Origin of the sequence: Microbacterium hanjuni, from assembly GCF_043556395.1 — a bacterium.
In the GTDB taxonomy this organism is placed as follows: domain Bacteria; phylum Actinomycetota; class Actinomycetes; order Actinomycetales; family Microbacteriaceae; genus Microbacterium.
Map to the genome: position 1 here is coordinate 23,284 of NZ_JBIGIK010000001.1, position 22,925 is coordinate 46,208.

Below are 22,925 nucleotides of genomic sequence, written 5' to 3' on the forward strand. Positions count from 1 at the left end.
AGTCGTGAACGACGTCATCTCGCGAACGGGACTGCGGCGCATGATTGCGCGCGATGCGAACGAGCCGACGCGGGTGTCCAGCCCGCTCGAGCTGCTGTTCGACCTCACCTTCGTGGTGGCCATCTCGCAAGCATCCAGCACCCTGCATCACCTCATCAGCGAAGACCACGTCGGACAGGGCGTGCTCGCCTACCTGATGGTGTTCTTCGCCGTGTGGTGGGCGTGGATGAATTTCACCTGGTTCGCCTCGGCCTTCGACACCGACGACTGGCTCTATCGGGTGACCACGATCCTGCAGATGGCGGGCGTGCTCGTGCTCGCCGCGGGAGTTCAGGCCGCGATGGTGGACTTCGACTACACCGTGGTCACGTTCGGGTACGTCATCATGCGCCTGGCCATGGTCGCGCAGTGGGTGCGTCTGGCGATCTCCGATCCCGCCTATCGTCCCACCGCCCTGCGGTTCGGCTCCGGCATCGCCGTGGTGCAGGTGCTGTGGGTCGCGCGCCTCGCGCTCGACGCCGACCTCCAGCTCTGGGCGCTCTTCGCGCTGATGGCTGCAGAGATCGCCGTGCCGATCTTCGCCGAAGCGCGGGGGCGCACTCCCTGGCACCCGCATCACATCGCCGAGCGCTTCGGGCTGTTCACCCTGCTCCTGCTCGGCGAGAGTCTGCTCGCCTCCTCGAATGCCCTCATCGACGCCCTCGCCACGGGCGAGCATCTTGCCGATCTGCTGTGGTTGGCAGCATCCGGACTCATCATCACCGCGGCGATCTGGTGGATCTACTACGCCCGCGAACAGCACGAAACCCTCGCGAGAGCGCAGCGCGGGTTCGCCTTCGGCTACTCGCACTACCCGATCTTCGCGGCGGTCGGCGCGGTGTCGGCGGGGGTGGAAGTCGAGATCGACGAGCTGACCGGGCACACGGAGGTGTCGGATGCTGTCGCCGGACTCGCCCTGACCCTGCCGGTCGCGGTGTTCCTCGCGGTGGTCTGGGCGGTGCTGTTGCGCGGCCAGGTGTCGAGGCAGGTGTCGATCGTCGTGCTCATGGCCGTGGCGCTGGTCGCCATGGCGGCATTGCTTCCAGTGGGCGCGTACGCCGCTGCGGCGGTCGTGCTGATCGGGGTGGTCATCGCGCTCGAGGTGGACAAGACGGCACGCGTTCGCGGCGCGGTGGGGGAGCGGGTAGGATAGGGGAGTTGTCCGCGCGCGGGCAGTTCCGGGATGTGGCGCAGCTTGGTAGCGCACTTGACTGGGGGTCAAGGGGTCGCAGGTTCGAATCCTGTCATCCCGACGGAACGCGGAAAAGGGTCGGCCGAAAGGCCGGCCCGTTTCTCGTTCACCGAGGGCAGGTTCAGGCGGGCCCACGCCGCCGGCGGCAGCCAAGCAGACCACGGAGTCGAGGCGATCGTTGCTGAGCGGACGGCCCGGAGGTTCGGTTGACGCGCCCGATCGTCAGAGAGCCGTGGCCTTCGGCATCTAGGCTTGCTCGTCATGTTCACGATCGAGACCGCGCGCCCCGGCTCAGCCATCGCTGACTCCCTCGTCCGGGCATACCTGACGGACGTCGCTTCGCGATGGCACGGGCGTGCGGCGACACCCGGTGAAGTGGCGGCCGCATTGCGCGACGAGCCGTACGACGACCTGAACGGAGACACGGGCGTCTTCTTCATCGCGACGTCGGGCGACCGCGCGATCGCTTGCGCGGGCGCTCGCTTCGTCCACGGTGTCGCGGAGTTGACGAAAGTGTTCACGCTGCCCGGCCAGCGGGGCAAGGGCGCAGGCGGTGAGCTGCTCCGAGCTGTCGAACAGGCCTGTCGGGACCGGGGCATCAGCACCCTCCGATTGGATACGCGCGCCCAGCTGAAAGAAGCGTGCGCTCTGTACGAGCGGCTCGGATTCGCGCGAGTCGAGGCATTCAACGACGGGCCGTACTCCGACCGCTGGTACTCGAAGTCACTCGGCCCGGCACCCCGGTAACACGCGGATGCGTGCTGCCAGAGTGCCGCTGGGGTGTCACCAGGCGACCGGGCCGTCGACGTCGGTGAACGTGCCGGTCGGCCCGTCGGCGGGGATTGTGGCCATGGCCACTGCTGAGCGGGCACCTTCGGCAGGGGTGGAGAGCCCCCGGTGCCCGTTGAGGTCCGTGGCGACGAAGCCGGGGCACACGGCGTTGACGAGGATGTGGTCGGAGAAGAGGTCCCGGGCGTACATCATGGTCACCGCGGTCAGCGCGGTTTTGGACGGGACGTAGCCGAGCGCGATCGGGTCGGTGTTGCTGAAGTCCGAGATGGCGGCGAGGGAACCGGCGCTGCTGGAAACGTTCACGATCCGGGGCGAGTCGGATCGGCGCAGGAGCGGCAGGAATGCGCTGGTCACGGTGATGACACCGAACACGTTCGTCTCGAACACGTAGCGGACGTGGTCCACGTCCGCGGTGCGAGGCAGCTGGCCCGCGAAGTCGGCGCCAGGCTGGTGGCTGATACCGGCATTGTTGATCAGCGCATCCAGGTGTCCGTATTCGGCGCCGACTCTTTCGGCGGCCGCCGCGACAGAGGCGGGGTCGGTGACATCGAGCGCGACGGCGGTGACCGAACCGCCGGCGGCGCGGAGCTCTGCGGCGGTCTGCTCACCACGCTCGAGACTGCGTGCGCCGATGATGACGGTGTGGCCGAGCTGTGCCAGTTGCGCGGCGATCTCGCGGCCGATGCCTTTGTTACCTCCGGTGACGAGGGCGATCATGTGGTCAGTCATAGTGGTGTCCTTTCACACCGCACGCTGTGTGCGGCGAGTTTCGAGTGATGCGTCTGCGGGTGCAGGCGGCAGGGGGTTCAGGCGAGGAGGGGAGGAGCACACGGTCAGCGCCAGACTGCGCCCCCGTGCTCGCGGTGCTACCAAGGCAGCGGGCCGTCATCGCCGGAGAAAGTGCCCGTGGGTCCGTCCGGGCCGGCGAGAGCCGTTGCGACAATGTGCCGGGCGCCCTCTTCCACCGTTTTCGTTCCTTGGAAGTTGTTCAGTGCGGTGGCCGTGAAGCCGGGGTCGGCGATGTTCACCTTGATGCCGGTCGGCTCGAGCGCGGTAGCGAAGCCGAGAGTGGCCGCGTGCAATGCTGATTTCGTCGTCGGGTAGATCCCGAACATCGACCGGTGCGGGTTCGACGGGTCTGCTGTCAGCGTCAGCGAGCTTCCGGAACTGCCGACGTTCACGATCTGCGCCGCCGGTGCCTCCAGCAGAAGCGGCAGCAGGGCCTGGGTCACCGCGATCGGGCCGATCACGTTGGTCTCGAACATGCGACGCACAACGTCGATGGGCACCTCAGTGAGCCGCCCGGATTTCGCCCGGTCTTCCAACGGGGTGCTCGGGTCGCCGAGGAACGACACTCCGGCGTTGTTGACAAGCACATCCAGCCGGCCGAACTCGGAGCGCACCCGATCGGCCGCAGCGGCGATGGAGTCCGCGTCGGTGACATCCAGCTGTAGAGCGGTCGCCTCGCCCTCGACCTCCTCCGCGGCGAGGAGACCGCGATCAAGATCACGGGAGCCGAGGAGAACGGCGAACCCGTGACCGGCGAGATCTTTCGCGACCTGAAGGCCGATTCCGGTATTGGCTCCGGTGACCAGAGCTACGGGGGTGTTGTGCACGATCTTCCTTCCACGGACCGGGAACTCCGGGCCGTAGAACCAGCCTGCCGCCCGTCGGTCGTATTTGGAATAACGCGAAGTCCGTTTTTCATGCTCTATAGTCCGAATATGGCCGTTGATCGACTCTCCGAAGTTCTCGATCTCATCGAAGTGCGCAGCGTGGTGTCCGGTGGTTCCGCAGTTCGCGGTCGGTGGCGCACCCACAGCGTCATCGACGACGACCTCAAATTCATCGCCGTCGTCCGGGGTCGCGCCACCCTCGCCACAGACGGAGAGGACAGGCCGATCGTGCTCGGCCCCGGCGATGTCGCGGTGCTGAATGGGCGATCCTGGCTGACCCTCGACGGCGGCGAGGGGCTCGGCGAGCCCGTGATCGTCGAGCCGCCCTCCGCGGGGTCGAGGATCGACGAAGCTGATAGTGACGCAGCGGATGTCGACATCCTGATCGGGGGGCGAGTCGATCTGAATCCGACCGGCAAAGAACTCCTTCTGCGCACCCTGCCTCCCGTCGTGCACGTCGGAGCATCCAGTGCCGTCGGACCCCACCTGCGCGGGCACGTGCAACGGTTATTCTCGGAGATCGTGGCGCGTCGGATCGGAGCGGACTTCGCGATCCGCCAGTACGGGCAGCTGCTCGTCCTCGACATCATCCGCGGGTTCATCCAAGATCCCGATATGCCCGCCGGATGGTTGAAGGCTCTCACCGACGAGCGGCTCCGCCCCGCCCTGGCGCTCATCCATGAACAGCCGGCGAAGAGCTGGAGTTTGGAAGATCTCGCCCATGCGTCGTCGATGTCGCGCACCACGTTCGCGCAACGCTTCCGCGATGTCGCCGGAACCCCGCCGCTGGCCTACCTGATCAACTGGCGCATGCTGCTCGCGCAACGCGAACTCCGCGGGAGCGATACCCGGGTCGGCGCACTGGCCTTCACCCTCGGATACTCCTCAGAAAGCGCCTTCAGTTCCGCTTTCAAACGACACGTCGGCGAGTCGCCACTGACCTATCGAACGAGAGTTCGCCAGGAAACCCCCTGACCATGACTCCCGTAGGGGGGTCAGCGAGCGACCATCCAGGCCGGTTTTATCGCGTCCACGGTGAAAGGGGGTTACGACAGCCCCTCCCCGAGCGGCGACCACCGATCTAGCGTCGAAGCATGACCGGTCACGAACTCGCGCCCGGAAACAAGGAGATCGCCTGATGGATTACCGCCCGCTCGGACGCACCGGCGTCCAGGTCAGCCCCCTGTGCCTCGGAACCATGATGTTCGGCCCCTGGGGCAACCAGGACGAGGCGGACAGCATCCGCATCATCCACCGCGCCCTCGACGCCGGCATCAACTTCGTCGATACGGCCGACGTGTATTCGAAGGGCGTCTCGGAGGAGATCACCGGGAAGGCCCTCGCCGGACGCCGCGACGACGTCGTGCTGGCGACCAAGTTCTTCATGCCCATGGACGACGGTCCGAACCACCGGGGCGGCTCTCGACGGTGGATCATCCAGGAGGTCGAGAACTCCCTTCGCCGACTCGGTACCGACTGGATCGATCTGTACCAGGTGCACCGGCCCGACCCCGCCGTGGACATCGAAGAAACCCTCGGGGCGCTGAGCGACCTCGTCCACCAGGGCAAGATCCGCTACATCGGGTCGTCGTCGTTCTCCGGATCCCAGATCGTCGAAGCTCAATGGGCGTCGCAGCGGCGCAATCTCGAACGGTTCGTGACCGAGCAACCGCCGTACTCGATCCTGGTTCGCGGCATCGAGGAAGACGTCCTCCCCACCGCGCTGCGCTACGGCATGGGCACCCTGGTCTACAGCCCGCTGGCTGGGGGATGGTTGTCCGGTAGGTGGCGTAAAGACGCCGCAGGCACGCCGACGTCCTCGGCGCGGCCGAGCGCCCGGTTCGACATGAGCAGCCCCGACAACCAGCGCAAACTCGACGTCGTCGAAGAGTTGGCGCAGCTCGCCGAGGCAAACGACATGACGCTGATCGAGTTGGCGATCGCGTTCGCGATCAACCACCCCGGAGTGACCTCCGCGATCGTCGGGCCCCGCACGATGGAGCAACTCGAGTCCTACCTGCCCGCCGCCGACATCGCTCTCCCGGCGGAGGTGCTGGACAGGATCGACGAGCTCGTGGCCCCCGGTGTCACCCTCAACCCCGATGACAACAGCTACGGCGCCCACGAACTGCTGCCCGCAGCGCGCCGCCGAGGGTAGGACGCCCGACCGCCCGTCTGCGAGGATGAGCGCCGTGGGGGTCCTTCGATGATCGACGTGGTGCTCGTCTCCGGTGGCGCAGCGGTCACCCCGTTCACGACGCCTGAAGAGGCGGCGAGAAGCGGGCTCGCGGCAGGCAACTCCGTCACCGCCCTCCGCGCGCATCTCCTCGATGAAGGGTTCCGCGTCTTCACGGCGCCCGCCCGGATGGGTCCGGGAACGGTCATCGATGACCTCGGCTGGCAGGGTTTCACCGACGTGCCGCGGGTCCTCCCGGCCGATCTCACCATCAACGCCGTCGGAGACATTGATCAGGCCGGCGCGACCCTGGCCGCGTTCCTCGGCTACCTGGCGGATCAATACGGGGTGACGGATGCTGCGCTCGTCGCGCATTCCATGGGGGGACTCTTCTCCCGCTCGGCCATCCGCACCCTGAACGCCTCCCCGTCAGCCACGGTTGCCGTCCGCGGGCTCGTTACCCTGGGGACGCCGTGGACCGGCGCGCTGCTCGGGGACTATCTCACCGGCGCTATCGGGCTCGGCGATGCGCACGGCGACCCGTTCACAACGGGGGTGCTCACCGAGTCGGAGCAGTACGCGCGCGCCAACTCGCAGGGCGCCGCCGACGAGGTCTCGGTCGGTTACCTCGGCGGTGCCGAGGGATGGAACTCCCGCCAGGCGGGCGTGCTCGACGCGATCCCCGTCACGGTCATCGCGGGAGACCACTTCCGAGCGTTCGACGAGCCGGCCGCGCTGTGGCCTCACGATGGGCTCGTCGCCCTCCGCAGCGCTTCGGCGCACGATGTTCCCGCCGCGGCGCTGCCGAATGCGGAGCTTCTCGTCGTTCCCGACGTGCACAGCATCTTCTTCGCCGACGCGGCAGGGCTCCCCTGGGAGCGGGCGCTCACGTGGGATCCCGAGGTGCTCGCCGCGGTCGCAGCATCCGTCGGGCGCCTGCAGCCCGGGGGCTGACTCAGTACGAGCGGGGCTGGCGCTCGCGGTCGCGGCGGCCACCGGGCGCGCCGGTGTCGGGACGCAGCTCGATGAGCTTGCCGCCGATGCGGGTTCCGCTCAGGCGGTCGAGCACGTCGTCGGGCAGGTTGGCCGGCAGCTCGACGAGCGAGAAGTCGGGGCGGATGTCGATCTGCCCGAAGTCTTCCCGGCTGAGTCCGCCCTCGTTCGCGAGCGCGCCCACGATCTGACGCGGCTCCACCTTGTGCCGGCGTCCGACGGCGAGGCGGTACTTGACCAGGCCCGATGCGCTGGGGCGGCGGCGCCGTTCGGGACGGTCTCCGCCCTCGCTCGATCCGCTTGCGCCGTCCCGTGCCGGACGGTCGCGATCGAAGCGCTCGGTGCGCTCGGCGGCGGGATCCAGCAGCAGTGGCGTCTCGCCCTGCGAGACCACGGCGAGCGCTGCGGCGACGTCGGTCTCGGGGATGTCGTGGTGCTCGACGTAGTGCGCGATGATGTCGCGGAAACGCTCGATGCGGTCGGTCTGCTCGAGGGCCGCGGTGATCGCGTCGTCGAAGCGGGTGAGGCGCGTCGCGTTCACGTCGTCGACGCTGGGCAGCTGCATCTGGGTCAGGGGCTGTCGCGTCGCCCGCTCGATGTTGGCCAGCATCCGCTTCTCACGGGGGGTGACGAAGCTGATCGCGTCGCCGGTGCGACCGGCGCGACCGGTGCGGCCGATGCGGTGCACGTACGACTCGGTGTCGATGGGCAGGTCGAAGTTGACGACGTGGCTGATGCGGTCGACGTCGAGACCGCGGGCGGCGACGTCGGTCGCGACGAGGATGTCGAGCTTCCCCGACTTCAGCTGGTTGACCGTCTTCTCACGCTGAGCCTGTGCGACGTCACCGCTGATCGCCGCCGCGGTGTATCCGCGGGCGCGCAGCTTCTCGGCGAGCGTCTCGGTCTCGTTCTTCGTGCGGACGAAGACGATCATGCCCTCGAAGTTCTCGACCTCGAGGATGCGGGTGAGCGCGTCGACCTTCTGCGGGTACGACACGACCAGGTAGCGCTGGGTGATCGTCGAGCTCGTGGCCGTCTTGTTCTTGACGGTGATCTCTTCGGGGTCGCGCAGGTATTGCTGTGAGATACGACGGATCTGCGACGGCATGGTCGCCGAGAACAGCGCGACCTGCTTGTCGGAGGGCGTGTCGGCGAGGATCGTCTCCACGTCCTCCGCGAAGCCCATCTTCAGCATCTCGTCGGCCTCGTCGAGCACGAGGAACTTGAGCTGGGAGAGATCGAGGGTCTTCTTCTCGAGGTGATCCATGATGCGACCCGGCGTGCCGACGACGATGTGCACGCCGCGGCGGAGCGCCGACAGCTGAGTGCCGTACCCCTGGCCGCCGTAGATGGGGAGCACGCGAACACCGCGAAGGTGCGAGGCGTAACGTTCGAAGGCCTCGCACACCTGGAGGGCGAGCTCGCGGGTGGGAGCCAGGACGAGCGCCTGCGGCGTGGACTGCGCGACGTCGAGCTGCGAGAGGATCGGCAGCGCGAAGGCCGCCGTCTTGCCGGTACCGGTCTGCGCCATGCCGATCACGTCACGCCCGGCGAGCAGCGGCGGAATGGTCGCGGCCTGGATCGCGGAGGGTGTCTCGTAGCCGACATCCTTCAGGGCTTTCAGTACCGGTGCATCGAGCCCCAGGTCGGCGAAGGACACCTGGTCCTCCACCACGTCTACTTCTACGGGTGCTTCGGGCTCGATCGTCGTCATCCTCCAACGGTACCGCCCCCTGGGCTCGGGTCGGGAGCGCTGCCGTGCCGAGGGCCCCAGGAAAGGCCCCGCCGGCACTGCGATAGTGGTCGCATGTTCGCCCGTCCACCCGTCGGAATGCCGCCACGAGGCAGGACCCGCCGGCGACTGTGGGCTCTCGTCGCTCTGGCCGCCCTGGTGGCCGTCGGCCTCTTCCTCCACGGCGCCGGTCCCGCCTCGACCGCCACCGATATCGCCGGTGATGCCCTGTACGCCGTCGCGATCTACACGGGACTGGTCGTGCTCGCACCGGCCGCGCGTCGGTCGACGCTCGTGGTCATCGCGTCGGTGTGGTGCGTGGCGGTCGAGCTTTTCCAGTTGACCGGCCTGCCCCGACAGCTCGGCGCGGCTTTCGCGCCGGCCGCGCTCGTGCTCGGTTCCGGCTTCTCCGCCCGCGACCTCGTGGTGTACGTCGCCGCCATCGGTGTGGCCGGTCTCGTCGACGGGCTCGTGCGCCGTCGTTCCGGAATGTCGTCCGCCGTGGAAGGGTTGGATCCATCATGAAAGCGATCGTCTACACGCACCGCGGTGCCTCGTCCGTCCTGTCCGCCGTCGATCGTCCGGTGCGCGAGCCCGGTGCCGGGGAAGTGCGGGTCAAGGTGATCGTGTCGGGTGTCAACCCGACCGATTGGAAGGCCCGCGCGGGCGACGCCCCCATGGACTTCCCCGAGGTCGTTCCGAACCAGGACGGTGCGGGGGTGGTGGATGCCATCGGCTCGGGCGTCGGCGGATTCTCGATCGGCGATCGGGTCTGGGTGTACCTCGCCGCGGACAAGCGTCCGACCGGTACCGCCCAGGAGTACACGGTGGTCCCGGCCGCCCACGTGGTGCGCCTGCCGGAGGGCGTGGGGTTCGAGGTCGGCGCGAGCCTCGGTGTGCCGGCGATCACCGCTCACCGCGCGCTGACGGTTCACGAGAACGGACCCGCCCGCCTCGGGCCGGGCGCTCTCGATGACCGCGTCGTGCTCGTCGCCGGTGGCGCCGGAGCCGTCGGTCACGCGGCGATCCAGCTCGCCACCTGGGCGGGCGCCACCGTCATCACCACCGTGAGCTCGCCCGAGAAGGCCGCGCTCGCCCGCGCAGCCGGGGCCCGCCACGTCATCGATTACCGCACCCAGGACGTCGCCGCCGAGATCGGAAAGATCGTGCCCGGCGGGGTCGATCAGATCGTGGAGGTCTCGATCGCCCAGAACGCCTCCCTCGACCTGGCCGTGATCGCGAACCACGGCTCGATCGCCTACTACGCGGACAACGGTGGCGACACCTTCACCGCCGACGTGCGCCCGGCCTTCGCCAAGAACGTGCGCCTCCAGGGCCTGTTGCTCTACACGGTCGGCGACCACGCCCTGGCGACGGCGGCCGGCGACATCACCCAGGCGCTGAAGGACGGCGCTCTCCCGGTCGGTGAGGAGGCCGGGCTGCCGCTCGTCTGGTTCCCCCTCGACGAGACGGCCCAGGCCCACGACGCCGTCGAATCGGGTGTCACCGGAAAAGTGCTCATCCGCGTCGCCGAAGACGACTGAGATGGCCTCGTGGGTGCCGGCCGCCTTGCGTGAGTGCGGCGGGATCCGGACGATGAGTACATGACCTCCGACTCTGCTCGCCCGCGCCCGCGCCGGCGGTCGGGAGTCTGGGTCGCCGCGATCCTGGCGGTCGTGCTCGTGGTCGGTGTCGGGGTCTGGTGGGCGGTGTCGTCGCAGCAGCCGGCCGCGACCGAAGCCGCTTCGCCCGCGGCGACAGTGACGGCCACACCCACCCCGACACCCACGCCCACCCCGACGCCCACGCCGACGGGATTCGCTGCCAACACCACCGCGTACCCCCTCGACGCTCTGCCGGAGGCGGAGGTGTACTCGGTCATCCCCGCACTCGCCGTCGACGACGACCCGCAGGGCGGGTTCACCGGTGATCTCGTCCGCGCGGTGGCCGACCGCATCCCGGTCTTCGCCGACCCGACCGCCGCGCCCGTCGCGTTCCTTGCCCGCGACGCCCCGTACGACGGCACGACCGTGCCGGTGATCGAGCGGCAGGACTCGTGGGTGCGTGTCCTGCTGGCAGGTCGCGAAGCCACACCCTCGACCGGCGATCCCGGCCAGCTCACCGGCTGGTTGCGCGTGCAGGACGTCGAGTTCTCCCGAGCGGACTCCACGGTGGTGGTGGACCTCGCGGCGCGCACGATCGACATCGCCCACACGGACGGCACGAGCGAACGCGTCGCGGACGACTTCGGCTCGGGTGCCTCCGGCACGCCCACTCCGGTCGGGCGCACCTTCGTGATGCTGGTGCGCGCCGAACCGTCGTTCGCGTACACGCGAGGACACCCCCTGGTGTACCTGGGGGTGCAGTCGCCGACACTCGACGGCTTCGGGGGAGCCACCGTCGCCGTCACCGCGTTCCACTATCACGACGCCCGCTCGGGTGACATCTCGAACGGATGCTTGCGCCTTGGCCCGGAGGCGATCGACCGGCTCGCCCAGCTGCCCGTCGGCACACCGGTGCAGATCCGCTGACCATGATCGTCGAGTTCGAAGCGGCGATGTTCCGGTGGGCGGCGCGCACGGATGCGGATTGGTTCTTCGCCGCCGTGCCCGCGCACCTGAGCGAGGAGATCCGAGAACTCGCCGGACCCGTCACGCGCGGGTTCGGCGCTGTGCGGGTGCGCGCCCGCGTGGGCGGTTCGTCGTGGCAGACCTCGATCTTCCCCGGTGCTGACGGAACCTACGTGCTGCCCCTGAAGCGCTCGGTCCGTGAGGCAGAGACGCTGGTCGAGGGGGCTGCGGTGCCGGTGCGCCTCGAGGTCGCGCTCGGGTGAGCCCGATGTGGCTCGCCGTCGCCGCCGAGATCGCAGCGCTCACCGCTCTCGCGGTGTGGAGCGTCGCCCTCACGATCATCGACGTCCGCACGCATCGGTTGCCCGACCGCCTCGTGCTTCCCGCCTACCCGATCGCGGCGGCGCTCCTCGGCTCCGCCGCCGTCCTCCGAGGCGAACCCGAGCGTCTGCTCACCATCGGCGGGGGAGCGCTCGCCCTCTTCGCGTTCTACCTCGCACTGCGACTGGCGCGCGCCGGCGGCATGGGCGGCGGAGACGTGAAGCTCGCGGGTGTGCTGGGGCTGTTCCTCGGCGCCTTCGGATGGGAGACGGTGCTGTTCGGTGCGCTCGCCGGTTTCGTGTTCGGCGGGGTCTACGCGACGGTGCTCCTGCTCACGCGTCGAGCGAGTCGTACCCATGCGGTGGCGTTCGGACCGTGGATGCTGCTGGGTGCATGGGCGGCCGTCATCCCGGCGATCGTGGCCCGCGCGGGGTAACGCCGGCATCCGGAGTCAAGCCTCCGATCTCGCGGAAACGCCCCCACTAGCCTCGAGCACATGACGATCGGCACCGTGATCTCCCGCGCCACCGCGTGGGCCCTCGCCCGCAAGCCCGTGCGGGCGTTCCTGCGCTATTCCGGGGCGCGGGGACCGATGTTGGCGGACAGCGTCACCTACCGCACCCTGTTCAGCCTGTTCGCCGGCGTGCTGCTCGGCTTCTCGGTCGCCTCGATCTGGTTGGCGGGAAACCCCGCTGCCTGGGATGCGCTCGTGGCGGCGGTCGATTCCGCCATCCCGGGCCTCGTCGGGCCCGACGGTGTGCTCGACGTCGCCGATGCTCGGATTCAGGGTTCGGTGTTCGCGGTGGTCATATCGATCGTCGGTCTGCTCGGTGCGGCGATCGGCGCCATCGGGTCGCTGCGGGCAGCCATGCGTCAGATCGCCGGGCAGACCACCGACGACACGTTCTTCGTGTGGGTGCTGTTGCGCAACCTCGCGTTGGCGATCGGCATCGGCGCCGCTCTCATCGCGGCGGCCGTGGCCACGTTCCTCGCCACGGCCGGCCTCGATCTGGTGCGCGGCTGGATGGGCGTCGGTGAGGACAACGGGTGGGCGGGCTTCGCCGCATGGGGAGTGTCGGTGGTGGTGGTGCTGGTGCTCGACACCGTCGTCGTGGCGGCGACATTCGCCGGATTGTCCGGAGTGAAGGCCGGGCCGCGGGCGCTCTGGGGAGGAGCGCTGTTCGGCGGTATCGGACTCACGGTGCTGCAGCAGCTGTCGGGGCTCTTCGTCGGCGGGGCGGCGAACAACCCGCTCCTCACCACGTTCGCGTCGTTGATCGCCCTGCTGCTGTGGCTCAACCTCTCGAGCCAGGTCATCCTCATCGCCTCGTCCTACATCGTCACCTCCGTGGAGGAGAGCGACGACCGCGTCCACGCCCGCTACGGCGCGGCGACCCTGGTCCAGTACCGCGTGCGCAGCGCGGAGCGCGCGGTGCAGGCGGCGGCTTCGGAGCTCTCGGCCGCGCGTGCGGCCGAAGCGGACGAGCGCAAGAACGCCGCCGCCGTGTGAGGCGGTCTATCCCCGGGCCGGAGCAGGCCCTACTCTGGAGCCGCGGTGCGGAAGGGGAACCCACGATGTCATTCCAGGCGTATCTCGACACCATCGAGAAGAAGACCGGCAAGACCCCGAGGCAGTTGCTGGGGGAGGCGAAGGAGCGCGGCTTCGATGGCCCGAACGTCGTGGCCGGCGACGTCGTGACCTGGTTGACCGCTGACTACGGGCTGGGGCGCGGCCACGCGATGGCGCTCGTGCACGTCATCAAGAACGGGCCCAAGATCGACCCCAAACACGTCGATTCGGGTGGGACCCACAGTGACGAATCCGACCTGCTGTGGCTCGACGGGGCCGCGACCAAGCCCTGACCCGCAACGGCGGTGTAGCCCGTGACCCGCGACGGGGCAACCCGGCCCGGAGGCGTGCGCGGGAGGCGTAGGTTGGCCGGATGGCTGATCTCGAAGCACTGGGCGCCTATACCGCCGCAGCCGTGCGGAACGCCGAAGCCCCCTCCCTGGAAGCCGGCGAACCGCTGATGCGCGAAGCCGCCGCCGCGCTCGCCGAGGTGGCGAAAGAACACCTCGCTCGACAGCCCGGACGCGTGCTCGTGCTCGCCGGTGCGGGCGGCAACGGTGGCGACGCGCTCTTCGCAGCTGCCGAGATCGCCGCGGTGGCGGATGTCGACATCGTGCTCACCTCCGACCGGGTGCACCGCGAAGCTCTCGCCGCCGCGCTCGAGGCCGGCGGCACCCTCCATCACGCCACGGAGGTGTCCGCCGTCGGGACATACGCTCTCGTGCTCGACGGCATCCTCGGCATCGGCGCGAGTGCCGATCCCCGCTTGCGCGGCATCGGTCGCGCGGTGGTCGAGGCACTTGTTCCGGTCGCCGCATCCGCGGAGACGACGGTGATCGCGGTCGACCTGCCGAGCGGTCTGCATCCCGACGACGGCTCGGCCGACGAGGCCGTTCTTCCCGCCGATATCACGGTGACCTTCGGGGCGATCAAGGCCGGCCTGGTCCGAGGGCGAGGCCCGGAGCTGGCGGGCGAGATCCACGTCGTCGACCTCGGGCTCGGTCCGGCGCTGGCGCGAGCTCGCGCCGCCGTCACCGGGCCACTGCCCGCGATCCGGATCCCGCGTCGCGTCAGCGCCTCGCGCTGAACCCGCTCTAACTCGCGAAGGCCAGCAGGCCGAGCTCCACGTCCGACACCAGGTGGGCGTGCCGCGGAACCACGCGCACGGTGTAGCCGAACGGTCCGGTCGTTTCCAGCGCCAGCGTGCCCTCGAAGGTGGTCGTGTGCTCCCCGGAGCCCACGGCTGTCAGCGACAGGGTCTCGCGTGCGCCGGAGAGTTCGCCGTCCGCATCCGTTGTTCCGCAGATCAGCTGCACGTCGACGTCGTCGGGGTCGAGACCCCCGAGCGCGACGTCGGCGCGCACCACGATGCGGTCGCCCGCGCGCGCCAGGTCACCGACACCCTGAGCGTCGACCGATCCGACGCTCACCCCCGGCCAGGCGCGCTGCACCTTTTCCACGAACGCCGCCAGGGCTGTGGCACCAGCGAAGTCGTCGGCGCTCAGCGCACGATCGTTCGCCGCGGCGGGGGTGTACAACTTCTGGACGTACTCGCGCACCATGCGATCGCTCGTGGCCTTGCCCCCGAGGTCGGTCATGGTGTGGCGCACCCGCTCGAGCCACCCGAGGGGGATGCCGCCCTCCCGCTCATAGAACGTGGGCACCAGCTGATGCTCGATGAGGTCGTAGAGGGCACCTGCTTCGGCGTCGTCCCGTTCATCGTCGCTCGCCGCGGTGTCGGCCGTGGGGATCGCCCATCCGTTCTGCCCGTCGTACCACTCCTCCCACCAGCCGTCGAGGATCGAGAGGTTGAGAGCACCGTTGAGGGCCGCCTTCATCCCCGAGGTACCGCTGGCCTCGAGCGGACGCAGCGGGTTGTTCAGCCACACGTCGCAGCCGGGGTACAGGGTTTTGGCGAGGGTGATGTCGTAGTCGGGGAGGAAGACGATGTGGCGCCGCACCCGCGGGTCGCGGCTGAAGCGCACCAGCTGCTGGATGAGGATCTTGCCCGAGTCGTCGGCGGGGTGCGACTTGCCGCCGATGACGATCTGCACCGGGCGCTCGGGGTCGGTCAGGATGCGGGTGAGCCGCTCGGGATCGCGCATCATCAGCGTGAGGCGCTTGTAGGTCGGCACGCGCCGAGCGAATCCGATCGTGAGCACATCGGGGTCGAGCACCTCGGCCGTCCAGCTCGCGGTGGCCGCGTTCGCCGCGGCTCCGAGCCGGCGACGGGCTTCGGCCACGAGCTCCTGCTTCATCTCGGCCCGCACGCCCCAGAGCGCGCCGTCGCTCACCGCCTCGTGGTCGCGCCAGTCGTGGTCGGTGGTGAGGGCATCACCGAAGGCGCGTTCGCTCAGCGCCTTCAGAGCCGGGTGCACCCAGGTGGGCCCGTGCACGCCGTTGGTGATCGAGCCGATCGGCACCTCGTCGGGATCGACGCCCGGCCAGAGTGCGCCGAACATGCCGCGGCTGACCTTCCCATGCAGCAGCGACACCCCGTTCGCGTGCTGTCCGAGGTGCAGGCCGAGCACCGCCATGTTGAACGTGTCGGGGTCACCGCCCTCGTACGACTCCAGGCCCAGCTGCAGAGCGCGGGAGGCGTCGAGGCCCGCGAGCAGGTCACCGGCGAGGTAGTCCGACACGAGGGAGCGGGGGAAGCGATCGATGCCGGCCGGCACCGGCGTGTGCGTGGTGAACACGGTCGAGGCGCGCACCTGGGCGAGGGCGACGTCGAACGGCAGACCCCGCTGGGTGATGAGCTCCGACATGCGCTCGAGGCCCTGGAATCCGGCGTGGCCCTCATTCGTGTGGAACACGTCGGGCGCCGGGAGGTCGTTCAGGCGGCACCACGCACGCACCGCGCGGACGCCGCCGACGCCGAGCAGCAGCTCCTGCATCAGCCGGTGCTCCCCGCCGCCGCCGTAGAGCCGGTCGGTCACCCGCCGCAGGTCTTCGGTGTTCGACGGCGTTTCGGTGTCGAGCAGCAGCAGGGGCACCCGCCCGATGTCGGCGACCCACACGCGGGCGTGCAGGGTGCGACCGGCGGGAAGGGCGAGCGACACCTCGACCGGCGAGCCGTCGCTCTCCAGCAGCGCGCGCAGACCGAGCGCGTACGGATCGAGCACGGGATAACTCTCGTGCTGCCACCCGTCGTCGCCGATGGACTGGCGGAAGTACCCGGCGCGATAGAACAGCCCCACCCCGGTCAGCGGCACGCCGAGGTCGGAGGAGCTCTTCAGATGGTCGCCGGCGAGGATCCCGAGGCCGCCGGAGTACTGGGGGAGTGAGCCGTCCACGCCGAACTCGGGCGAGAAATAGGCGATGTGGGTCGGTTTCGGCTCGGGTTGGGCCTGGAACCACCGGGGGTCGGTGAGGTACGAGGTGAGGCGCTCGCCGCTTTCCCGCACCCGCTCGACGAACCCTTCGTCGGCGGCGAGCTCGTCGAGGCGGCTCTGTCCGATCATGCTCAACAGTCGTGAGGGGTTCTCCCCGACGCGGATCCATAAGTCGGGGTCCATCGAGGCGAAGAGTGCGCTGGTCGCCCGGCTCCACGACCAGCGCCAGTTGGTGGCGAGCTGATCGAGGGGCGCCAGCGACGGCGACAGGACGGGTCGGACGGTGAACGTGCGCAGAGCCTTCACGCGAGTGATTGTAGGACACCCGATCGACGGGACGGGAGGCCCGGCTTCGTCGAGCGCGAGGACTACTCTGGAGGCATGGCACTTGCACGACTGACTGGTGGGCCGCTCGACGGCCAGATTGTCCCCCTCGACGACAGCGTCGAAGACTCCTACATCGTGGGTTACGGCGAAGGGCAGCTCGTCTACGAGCGCTCGAGCGACCTCACGAACACCGGCGAGAGCGACGGCCCGACCGAGGCGGTCTTCACCTACGCCGAGACGACCGAAGACATCGACCCGAACATCGACGGACGCGACGATTGACCCACGCGTCGTCGTCCGAGCCGCACCGTTCGCTCGAGATCGAGCGTAAGTACGACGTCTCGGACGCGACGCCGCTCCCGGACTGGGATGCCCTGCCGGGAGTCGTGAGCGTCAGCCCCGCCGAAGTGCGGGAGCTGGACGCCCGCTACTTCGACACCGATCGGCTCGACCTCGCGCGGGCGGGCGTGGCCGTCCGCCGCCGCGAGGGCGGCCCGGATGCCGGATGGCACGTGAAGGCCTCGGCCACCGGTGGCCGCAGCGAATGGGGCTGGCCGCTGGATACGCGAAGCCCTGAGGATGATCCGGATGCTGCGGTGCCCGGCGTGATCGCGGAAGCCGTCGCGCAGTGGGCCGGGCCGCCGTTCCTCCCCCTCGCCCGCATCCGTAACACCCGCACCGCGTACGCCCTGCTCGACCGCGATGGCGGTCTCGTCGCGGAGTTCGTCGACGATCGCGTGACCGGCTGGGACGAGCGGGGCGGTTCGCAGACCTCCTGGCGTGAGTGGGAGGTCGAACTCGGTCCCGCCGCACCCGACTCCGAAACCGAGCGGGAGCAGCTCTTCGCCGCGGTCGACGCAGCCGTCACCGCCGCCGGCGGTGGGCCCGCAGCATCCGACTCGAAACTCGGACGCGTCCTCGGTCACTGACGTCCGACACATTCCGACGAAACGAAGACGCCGCCCCGATCAGATCGGGGCGGCGTCTTCGGTCTTCGACCCGGGTGGGCGTCAGATGTTGATCATGTGGCCAGCGAGACCGTGGAAGGCCTCCTGCACGGCCTCCGACAGGGTCGGGTGGGTGTGCACGTTGCGGGCGGCCTCGAGGGCGGTGAGGTCCCACTTCTGCGCGAGGGTCAGCTCGGGCAGAAGCTCCGACACGTCGGGGCCGATGAGGTGGCCACCGAGCAGTTCGAGGTGCTCGGCGTCGGCGATGAGCTTGACGAAGCCGATCGGCTCGCCGAGTCCGTTCGCCTTGCCGTTCGCGGAGAAGGGGAACTTGGCGACCTTGACGTCGTAGCCGGCGTCGCGCGCCTGCTGCTCGGTCAGTCCGAAGCTGGCGACCTGCGGGTTGCAGAACGTCGCGCGCGGCATCATGCGGTAATCGCCCAGCGGCATGGTCTCGGCCTTGCCGATGGTCTCGGCTGCCACGATTCCCTGCGCTTCGGCCACGTGGGCCAGCTGCAGCTTCGCCGTCACGTCACCGATCGCGAAGATGTGCGGCACGTTCGTGCGCATGAACTCGTCGATCGCGATCGCGCCGCGCTCGGTGAGTTCGACGCCGGTCTTGTCCAGACCGAAGCCCTCGACCCGCGGAGCGAAACCGATGGACATGAGCACCCGACCGGCCTCGATCGAGCCCTGGGTGCCGTCCTTCGCGGTGTAGGTGACGGTGACCTTGTCGCCGCCGTCCACGACACTGTCCACCTTGGTGGAGGTGAGGATCTCGACCCCGAGCTTCTTGTACTGGCGCTGGATCTCCTTGGAGACCTCGACGTCTTCGTTGGGGAGGGCCCGATCGAGGAACTCGATGATCGTGACCTGCACGCCGTAGTTCTTCAGGATGTAGGCGAACTCCATGCCGATCGCGCCGGCGCCGACGATGACCATCGACTCGGGCAGGTCGGGGTCGAGGATCTGCTCTTCGTACGTCACGACGTTCTTGCTGAGCTCGACACCGGGAAGCAACCGCACGGTCGAGCCGGTGGAGATGATCGCGTTGTCGAAGGTGACCCGCTCGGTCGATCCGTCGGCCTTCGCGACGTCGATGGTGTTCGCATCGACGAAGGTTCCGCGACCGTCGTATTCGGCGATCTTGTTCTTCTTCGTCAGGTAGTGGATGCCCTTGACGTGGGTCTCGGCGACCTTGCGGCTGCGCGCGTGCGCCACGCCGTAGTCGAAGGAGACATCGCCCGAGATGCCGAAGAGGTCGGCCTGGGCGTGGAAGGTGTGGGCGAGGTCGGCGTTTCGCAGCAGAGCCTTGGAGGGGATGCAGCCGACGTTGAGGCAGACACCGCCCCAGTACTTCTCTTCGATGATCGCGGTGGACAGGCCGAGCTGGGCGGCTCGGACGCCCGCGACATAACCGCCGGGGCCCGCGCCGAGGATGACGACGTCGTAATGAGGCATGTTTTCAGCCTAGCCGTCGGCGCCGGGGCGGGTGCCGGCCCCACCGTCGGTTCCTGTACGCCGGGGGCGAATCACGAGCAGGTAGAGCACGACGCCGATCACGGCCAGGAGCACGACGACACCGATGATCCAGGGGAGGGGGGTCGCGGTGGATGTGTCGTCGTCGGGCGCCGGCGCCGGGGTCGCCGTCTCGGTCGGCTCGGTCATCGTGGTCATGGTCGGTTCGGGCGTCTCGGTGGCGCTCGGTTCCGAGGTGGGTGCCGGCGATGCGGAGGGGGCGGCCTCGACGGTGAAGGCGTACTCGCCCGAGATCGGGTGACCATCGCTGGACACCACCCGCCAAAGCACCGTGAGTGACCCGGATGCTTCCCCTGTCAGCGCCTGCGTCAGCAGCACGCCGTCGACCACGGCGGGACCGTCGGACACCACGGTGCCGGCAGCATCCGTCACCTCCACCAGGTTCGAGGTGGCGTCCCCCAGCAGCTCGGAACTGAAGGTCAGCGTGACCTGCGCCGGCAGGGCTTCCAGCACCGCGTCTGCTGCCGGGTCGCTGGCCACGAGCTGGTCGTGGGCGGACGCGGGCAGGGCCGGCACGAGCAGAACGAACGCCGCGAGCAGGCCGGCGACGAGCGTCGCCAGGGTGCGGCGGGGGGCACGGGAAACGGGGGAAGTCACCGGTCCACCCTAACCGCGGCCCTGTTGACGGCGTCGGTGCGACCGCGTCTCATCCGATAGGGTTCTGGGAGCGAAGGAGGAGCCGTGGAAGAGACCCGCCGACCTGAGCCGGACGACCTCCGGCAGGGCCGTGATGACAGCGCAGCGGAGCGCCCGAACCACGACATGACGCAGACGTTCGGACACGATTCCGATCTCTCCTTCGTGCCGTTCGGTTTCGACCTCAGCGACGCCGAACTCGAAGCGATCGGGGCATTGCCCTCGCGTGCCGCTCTGCTGGTCGTTCGTTCCGGACCCACCGCCGGTGCGCGGTACCTGCTCGACACGGATGTGACCACCGTCGGTCGCCATCCCGAAGCCGACATCTTCTTCGACGACGTGACCGTGTCGCGTCGCCATTCCGAGGTCATCCGCGACGGCGCCCACTTCGACATCGTCGACCAGCGCTCTCTGAACGGCACCTACGTCAACGGTGAGCGGGTGGATCGTTCCCCGCTCGTCAACGGCGCCGAGGTGCGCATCGGCAAGTTCCGGCTCAACTTCTTCGTCTCGCCCGCTGATCTGAACTCGGCAGCCGACGCCTGATGCCGGCAGCATCCGCCCGCGGCCGTTCTCCGGCTTCCGCGGGTCTCCTGAGTATCGGTCAGGTGCTCGCGAGGCTCACTCCCGAATTCCCCGCGCTGACCTCGAGCAAACTGCGCTTCCTCGAGGTGCAGGGGATCGTCGCTCCCACCCGTACCGAGTCGGGATACCGCAAGTTCTCTCCCGCCGACCTCGAGCGGCTGCGTCTCGCGCTCACCCTGCAGCGCGATCATTACCTTCCGCTCTCGGTCATCCGCGACTACCTCGCCGACGTCGATGCCGGGCGTGAGCCCGCCGCACCCTCGTCGGTGCCCTCGATCGTGCCGGCGCCCCGGCGCTACCGCCGCGAGGAGCTGCTCTCCGCGGCCGGCGCCGGCCCGCAGCTGCTCAACGACGCGATCTCGACCGGTGTCATCGTCGGCTCCGACTCCTACACCGAACAGACGGTGACCCTGCTGCGCGCGCTCGTCGCGCTCGATCGTCACGGGATCGAGCCGCGCCACATCCGTTCGCTGCGCCAGAGCGCCGAGCGCGAAGCCGCGCTCATCGAATCGGCCATGTCGGCGGTGCTGCGGCGCACGGATGCTGCGTCCCGCGCCCGTGCGAGCGAGCTCGCCCCGGAGCTTGCCAAGCGCCTCGATGAGGTGCGGGCGATCTTCGTTCGGGGTGCGATCGAGCGCGTTCTGTCGTGACCTCGTCGTGACCTTCGCGACACGCCGGGTCGGCGGGTCGGATGTCGTTGCCCGGGGCTCCGGGCTGATCTAGCTTGGGGAGTACCGAATGGTGAGGAGGCACGACGGCATGAAGCCTGGCGAAGCTGTCGGCGAACCCCGGTTCGGCGACAATCTCCTGTTCACCGACGGTCTGCCCGAGATGGACGACGAGGTCGGTTACCGCGGTGCGGTCGCGGCTCGCGCCGCGGGCATCACCTACCGCCAGCTCGACTATTGGGCTCGCACCGAGCTCGTCGAGCCGACCGTGCGGGGCGCCAGCGGCTCGGGATCCCAGCGTCTCTACGGCTTCCGCGACATCCTCGTGCTCAAACTCGTGAAGCGACTGCTCGACACCGGCATCTCGCTGCAGCAGATCCGCACCGCCGTCGAGCAGCTGCGTGCTGCCGGCGTTCGCGACCTCGCGGGCACGACGCTCATGAGCGACGGCGCTTCGGTGTACCTCTGCACCTCGAACGACGAGGTCATCGACCTGGTCAGCCGCGGTCAGGGCGTCTTCGGCATCGCCGTCGGCAAGGTCCTGCGCGAAGTGGAGACGACGCTCGTCGACTTCGACGCGACGGTGCCCGACGAGGTCGACGAGCTGGCCGCGCGCCGCTCGAAGCGCACCGCCTGACCCCGCAGCATCCGCTCGTCTCGAGCCTGCCGCGCTTCTTTCGCCGCACCCGCGTCGCTCTTCGCGTCACCCGCGTTGCTCTTCGCGTCACCCGCGTTGCTCTTCGCGTCACCCGCGTCGGAGATTCGCGCCCTTGTCGGAGGATTGCGCGTTGTTGATCCGACGGGGGTGGGATTCTCCGACGTTGGTGCGTCGGGGTGGGTGGATGCTGTCGCCTCGGCCTCGGCTCGCCCGCTCACCCGCGTCGGAGATTCGCGCCCTTGTCGGAGAATTGCGCGTTTTTGATCCGACGGGGGTGGGATTCTCCGACGTCGGTGCGGGGCGCGGGCGGGTCAGGCCCGGGCGTCGCCGGGGACCGGGATGCGGCCCGTGCGCATGATGCGGTCCAGGAGCGCGTCGAAGTCGGCCGCGAGCTCTTGCGCCGAGTCTCCGGGCCACACGTGCAGCGGCTTGGCCGCGCCCTGCGCCTGCTGCAGCGAGGTGCGCTCGGGCAGCTGCGGGTTCAGCACGAGGGGGCCGAACATGTCGCGCAGCTCTTTGATGCGGAACTGGTGCTCGATCGACTGCGGGCGCACGCGGTTGACCACGACGCCGAGGGGCTGGAGGCGCGGCGAGAGTCCGCGGCGGATCTCCTCGATCGCACGCAGCGCGCGGTCGGCCGCGGCGACGGAGAAGAGGCCCGGCTCGGTCACGACGATCACGCGGTCGCTCGCGGCCCACGCGGTGCGGGTGAGCGCGTTCAGCGAGGGCGCGCAGTCGATGAGCACGAGGTCGTAGTCGGCCTCGATCGTGGCGAGGGCCTCCTCGAGCTTCCACACGTCGCGCACGCTCGGGTGCGGTCCGTCGAAGTTGATCGCGGAGGGGCTGCCGATCATGACGTCGATCGTGCCGGGGTGAACCTTCGCCCAGCCCGAAGAGGTGATGGCCTGGCGAACGACCTTCTCCCGCGGATTCGCAAGCACGTCGGCGATGTTGAGTCGTCCGGCGACTTGGATGTCCATGCCGGTGGAGACGTCGGATTGCGGGTCGAGATCCACCACCAGGGTGCGCACTCCGCGGGCGAATGCCGCCGAGGCCAGCCCGAGCGTCACGGTGGTCTTACCGACCCCACCTTTTAGCGAGCTGACCGAGAGAACATGCACGGGGGTCTACGTTACCGTCCCCTAGGCTGTGAGCACACTTCGGCCTTC

General features: G+C 69.1%; 25 protein-coding genes and 1 tRNA gene. 19 read left to right on the forward strand and 7 right to left on the reverse strand.

Annotation, left to right across the window (positions count from 1 at the left end; translation table 11 throughout):
• Positions 1 to 4: 4 nt before the first annotated feature.
• From ACFXP5_RS00120 to ACFXP5_RS00130, 3 genes are all read left to right on the forward strand, one after another.
• Positions 5 to 1,192, forward strand: coding sequence for a low temperature requirement protein A (locus tag ACFXP5_RS00120; protein WP_394543001.1), 1,188 nt, complete (start codon positions 5 to 7; stop codon positions 1,190 to 1,192).
• A gap of 26 nt (positions 1,193 to 1,218) precedes the next feature.
• Positions 1,219 to 1,292 (forward strand) — tRNA-Pro (locus ACFXP5_RS00125).
• A gap of 200 nt (positions 1,293 to 1,492) precedes the next feature.
• Positions 1,493 to 1,978 (forward strand): GNAT family N-acetyltransferase, encoded by a 486-nt coding sequence (locus ACFXP5_RS00130; RefSeq protein ID WP_394543002.1) that lies wholly within the window; start codon positions 1,493 to 1,495, stop codon positions 1,976 to 1,978.
• A 36-nt stretch (positions 1,979 to 2,014) separates the two neighbouring features.
• On the opposite strand, the gene ACFXP5_RS00135 is transcribed toward ACFXP5_RS00130, so the two are convergent.
• Positions 2,015 to 2,752 (reverse strand): SDR family oxidoreductase, encoded by a 738-nt coding sequence (locus tag ACFXP5_RS00135; protein ID WP_394543003.1) that lies wholly within the window; start codon positions 2,750 to 2,752, stop codon positions 2,015 to 2,017.
• 137 nt (positions 2,753 to 2,889) lie between these two features.
• Positions 2,890 to 3,639 carry an SDR family NAD(P)-dependent oxidoreductase gene (locus tag ACFXP5_RS00140; protein ID WP_394543004.1) on the reverse strand — a complete coding sequence of 250 codons (750 nt, stop codon included), beginning with the start codon at positions 3,637 to 3,639 and terminating at the stop codon, positions 2,890 to 2,892.
• Here ACFXP5_RS00140 and ACFXP5_RS00145 point away from each other — a divergent pair.
• From ACFXP5_RS00145 to ACFXP5_RS00155, 3 genes are all read left to right on the forward strand, one after another.
• The gene (locus ACFXP5_RS00145) at positions 3,559 to 4,674 is read left to right on the forward strand and encodes an AraC family transcriptional regulator (protein ID WP_394543005.1); all 1,116 of its coding nucleotides are present in this window, start codon (positions 3,559 to 3,561) and stop codon (positions 4,672 to 4,674) included. The genes ACFXP5_RS00140 and ACFXP5_RS00145 overlap by 81 nt on opposite strands.
• A 163-nt stretch (positions 4,675 to 4,837) precedes the next feature.
• Complete coding sequence (locus ACFXP5_RS00150; RefSeq protein ID WP_394543006.1) at positions 4,838 to 5,857, forward strand: aldo/keto reductase; 1,020 nt, start codon at positions 4,838 to 4,840, stop codon at positions 5,855 to 5,857.
• Positions 5,858 to 5,905: 48 nt separating this feature from the next.
• Positions 5,906 to 6,829 (forward strand): lipase family alpha/beta hydrolase, encoded by a 924-nt coding sequence (locus tag ACFXP5_RS00155; protein WP_394543007.1) that lies wholly within the window; start codon positions 5,906 to 5,908, stop codon positions 6,827 to 6,829.
• A 1-nt stretch (position 6,830) separates the two neighbouring features.
• On the opposite strand, the gene ACFXP5_RS00160 is transcribed toward ACFXP5_RS00155, so the two are convergent.
• Entirely contained in the window at positions 6,831 to 8,582 is a 1,752-nt protein-coding gene (locus ACFXP5_RS00160; RefSeq protein ID WP_394525966.1) for a DEAD/DEAH box helicase, read from the reverse strand.
• A 93-nt stretch (positions 8,583 to 8,675) separates the two neighbouring features.
• Here ACFXP5_RS00160 and ACFXP5_RS00165 point away from each other — a divergent pair, with 93 nt between their 5' ends.
• From ACFXP5_RS00165 to ACFXP5_RS00200, 8 genes are all read left to right on the forward strand, one after another.
• Positions 8,676 to 9,125 (forward strand): ribosomal maturation YjgA family protein, encoded by a 450-nt coding sequence (locus ACFXP5_RS00165; RefSeq protein ID WP_394543008.1) that lies wholly within the window; start codon positions 8,676 to 8,678, stop codon positions 9,123 to 9,125.
• Entirely contained in the window at positions 9,122 to 10,144 is a 1,023-nt protein-coding gene (locus tag ACFXP5_RS00170) for an NADPH:quinone reductase (protein ID WP_394543009.1), read from the forward strand. Before ACFXP5_RS00165 ends, ACFXP5_RS00170 begins: the two co-directional genes overlap by 4 nt.
• 60 nt (positions 10,145 to 10,204) lie before the next feature.
• A complete protein-coding gene (locus ACFXP5_RS00175; protein WP_394543010.1) occupies positions 10,205 to 11,131 on the forward strand; it encodes a L,D-transpeptidase in 927 nt (308 codons plus the stop codon).
• A gap of 2 nt (positions 11,132 to 11,133) precedes the next feature.
• Positions 11,134 to 11,433: a DUF1905 domain-containing protein gene (locus ACFXP5_RS00180; protein WP_394543011.1), complete on the forward strand. Its 300-nt coding sequence runs from the start codon at positions 11,134 to 11,136 to the stop codon at positions 11,431 to 11,433.
• Positions 11,434 to 11,438: 5 nt separating this feature from the next.
• On the forward strand, positions 11,439 to 11,927 hold the full coding sequence (locus ACFXP5_RS00185; RefSeq protein ID WP_394527535.1) for a prepilin peptidase: 489 nt from the start codon (positions 11,439 to 11,441) through the stop codon (positions 11,925 to 11,927).
• A gap of 60 nt (positions 11,928 to 11,987) precedes the next feature.
• Positions 11,988 to 13,001: a YhjD/YihY/BrkB family envelope integrity protein gene (locus ACFXP5_RS00190; protein ID WP_394543012.1), complete on the forward strand. Its 1,014-nt coding sequence runs from the start codon at positions 11,988 to 11,990 to the stop codon at positions 12,999 to 13,001.
• A gap of 65 nt (positions 13,002 to 13,066) precedes the next feature.
• Positions 13,067 to 13,354 carry a DUF4287 domain-containing protein gene (locus ACFXP5_RS00195; protein ID WP_394543013.1) on the forward strand — a complete coding sequence of 96 codons (288 nt, stop codon included), beginning with the start codon at positions 13,067 to 13,069 and terminating at the stop codon, positions 13,352 to 13,354.
• Between the two features lie 80 nt (positions 13,355 to 13,434).
• Entirely contained in the window at positions 13,435 to 14,148 is a 714-nt protein-coding gene (locus ACFXP5_RS00200) for an NAD(P)H-hydrate epimerase (protein ID WP_394543014.1), read from the forward strand.
• A gap of 7 nt (positions 14,149 to 14,155) precedes the next feature.
• Here ACFXP5_RS00200 and glgP read toward each other — a convergent pair whose 3' ends face one another.
• Complete coding sequence (gene glgP / locus ACFXP5_RS00205; RefSeq protein WP_394543015.1) at positions 14,156 to 16,702, reverse strand: alpha-glucan family phosphorylase; 2,547 nt, start codon at positions 16,700 to 16,702, stop codon at positions 14,156 to 14,158.
• A 75-nt stretch (positions 16,703 to 16,777) separates the two neighbouring features.
• Here glgP and ACFXP5_RS00210 point away from each other — a divergent pair, with 75 nt between their 5' ends.
• Together ACFXP5_RS00210 and ACFXP5_RS00215 are read left to right on the forward strand one after the other, a co-directional pair.
• Positions 16,778 to 17,005: a response regulator gene (locus tag ACFXP5_RS00210; protein ID WP_394525982.1), complete on the forward strand. Its 228-nt coding sequence runs from the start codon at positions 16,778 to 16,780 to the stop codon at positions 17,003 to 17,005.
• Positions 17,002 to 17,652: a CYTH domain-containing protein gene (locus ACFXP5_RS00215; protein ID WP_394543016.1), complete on the forward strand. Its 651-nt coding sequence runs from the start codon at positions 17,002 to 17,004 to the stop codon at positions 17,650 to 17,652. The genes ACFXP5_RS00210 and ACFXP5_RS00215 overlap by 4 nt, the downstream gene beginning before the upstream one ends.
• 81 nt (positions 17,653 to 17,733) lie before the next feature.
• Here ACFXP5_RS00215 and lpdA read toward each other — a convergent pair whose 3' ends face one another.
• The gene (gene lpdA / locus ACFXP5_RS00220; RefSeq protein ID WP_394543017.1) at positions 17,734 to 19,131 is read right to left on the reverse strand and encodes a dihydrolipoyl dehydrogenase; all 1,398 of its coding nucleotides are present in this window, start codon (positions 19,129 to 19,131) and stop codon (positions 17,734 to 17,736) included.
• Between the two features lie 9 nt (positions 19,132 to 19,140).
• Positions 19,141 to 19,806: a copper resistance CopC family protein gene (locus tag ACFXP5_RS00225; protein ID WP_394543019.1), complete on the reverse strand. Its 666-nt coding sequence runs from the start codon at positions 19,804 to 19,806 to the stop codon at positions 19,141 to 19,143.
• 84 nt (positions 19,807 to 19,890) lie between these two features.
• On the opposite strand from ACFXP5_RS00225, the gene ACFXP5_RS00230 reads away from it, so the two are divergent.
• From ACFXP5_RS00230 to ACFXP5_RS00240, 3 genes are all read left to right on the forward strand, one after another.
• Positions 19,891 to 20,391 (forward strand): FHA domain-containing protein, encoded by a 501-nt coding sequence (locus ACFXP5_RS00230; protein ID WP_394525989.1) that lies wholly within the window; start codon positions 19,891 to 19,893, stop codon positions 20,389 to 20,391.
• On the forward strand, positions 20,391 to 21,080 hold the full coding sequence (ftsR, locus tag ACFXP5_RS00235) for a transcriptional regulator FtsR (RefSeq protein ID WP_394525991.1): 690 nt from the start codon (positions 20,391 to 20,393) through the stop codon (positions 21,078 to 21,080). The genes ACFXP5_RS00230 and ftsR overlap by 1 nt, the downstream gene beginning before the upstream one ends.
• A 109-nt stretch (positions 21,081 to 21,189) precedes the next feature.
• On the forward strand, positions 21,190 to 21,735 hold the full coding sequence (locus tag ACFXP5_RS00240) for a MerR family transcriptional regulator (protein ID WP_394543020.1): 546 nt from the start codon (positions 21,190 to 21,192) through the stop codon (positions 21,733 to 21,735).
• A 332-nt stretch (positions 21,736 to 22,067) separates the two neighbouring features.
• Here ACFXP5_RS00240 and ACFXP5_RS00245 read toward each other — a convergent pair whose 3' ends face one another.
• Entirely contained in the window at positions 22,068 to 22,877 is an 810-nt protein-coding gene (locus tag ACFXP5_RS00245) for a ParA family protein (RefSeq protein ID WP_394525995.1), read from the reverse strand.
• Between the last annotated feature and the right edge of the window lie 48 nt (positions 22,878 to 22,925).

Excerpts from the sequence above, each read along its gene's own strand:
- ACFXP5_RS00130 (WP_394543002.1), top strand. The coding sequence starts at position 1,493 with ATGTTCACGATCGAGACCGCGCGCCCCGGCTCAGCCATCGCTGACTCC.
- ACFXP5_RS00135 (WP_394543003.1), bottom strand. The coding sequence starts at position 2,752 with ATGACTGACCACATGATCGCCCTCGTCACCGGAGGTAACAAAGGCATC.
- ACFXP5_RS00150 (WP_394543006.1), top strand. The coding sequence starts at position 4,838 with ATGGATTACCGCCCGCTCGGACGCACCGGCGTCCAGGTCAGCCCCCTG.
- ACFXP5_RS00155 (WP_394543007.1), top strand. The coding sequence starts at position 5,906 with ATGATCGACGTGGTGCTCGTCTCCGGTGGCGCAGCGGTCACCCCGTTC.
- ACFXP5_RS00160 (WP_394525966.1), bottom strand. The coding sequence starts at position 8,582 with ATGACGACGATCGAGCCCGAAGCACCCGTAGAAGTAGACGTGGTGGAG.
- ACFXP5_RS00165 (WP_394543008.1), top strand. The coding sequence starts at position 8,676 with ATGTTCGCCCGTCCACCCGTCGGAATGCCGCCACGAGGCAGGACCCGC.
- ACFXP5_RS00170 (WP_394543009.1), top strand. The coding sequence starts at position 9,122 with ATGAAAGCGATCGTCTACACGCACCGCGGTGCCTCGTCCGTCCTGTCC.
- ACFXP5_RS00175 (WP_394543010.1), top strand. The coding sequence starts at position 10,205 with ATGACCTCCGACTCTGCTCGCCCGCGCCCGCGCCGGCGGTCGGGAGTC.
- ACFXP5_RS00180 (WP_394543011.1), top strand. The coding sequence starts at position 11,134 with ATGATCGTCGAGTTCGAAGCGGCGATGTTCCGGTGGGCGGCGCGCACG.
- ACFXP5_RS00185 (WP_394527535.1), top strand. The coding sequence starts at position 11,439 with ATGTGGCTCGCCGTCGCCGCCGAGATCGCAGCGCTCACCGCTCTCGCG.
- ACFXP5_RS00190 (WP_394543012.1), top strand. The coding sequence starts at position 11,988 with ATGACGATCGGCACCGTGATCTCCCGCGCCACCGCGTGGGCCCTCGCC.
- ACFXP5_RS00195 (WP_394543013.1), top strand. The coding sequence starts at position 13,067 with ATGTCATTCCAGGCGTATCTCGACACCATCGAGAAGAAGACCGGCAAG.
- ACFXP5_RS00200 (WP_394543014.1), top strand. The coding sequence starts at position 13,435 with ATGGCTGATCTCGAAGCACTGGGCGCCTATACCGCCGCAGCCGTGCGG.
- ACFXP5_RS00210 (WP_394525982.1), top strand. The coding sequence starts at position 16,778 with ATGGCACTTGCACGACTGACTGGTGGGCCGCTCGACGGCCAGATTGTC.
- lpdA (WP_394543017.1), bottom strand. The coding sequence starts at position 19,131 with ATGCCTCATTACGACGTCGTCATCCTCGGCGCGGGCCCCGGCGGTTAT.
- ftsR (WP_394525991.1), top strand. The coding sequence starts at position 20,391 with ATGCCGGCAGCATCCGCCCGCGGCCGTTCTCCGGCTTCCGCGGGTCTC.
- ACFXP5_RS00240 (WP_394543020.1), top strand. The coding sequence starts at position 21,190 with ATGAAGCCTGGCGAAGCTGTCGGCGAACCCCGGTTCGGCGACAATCTC.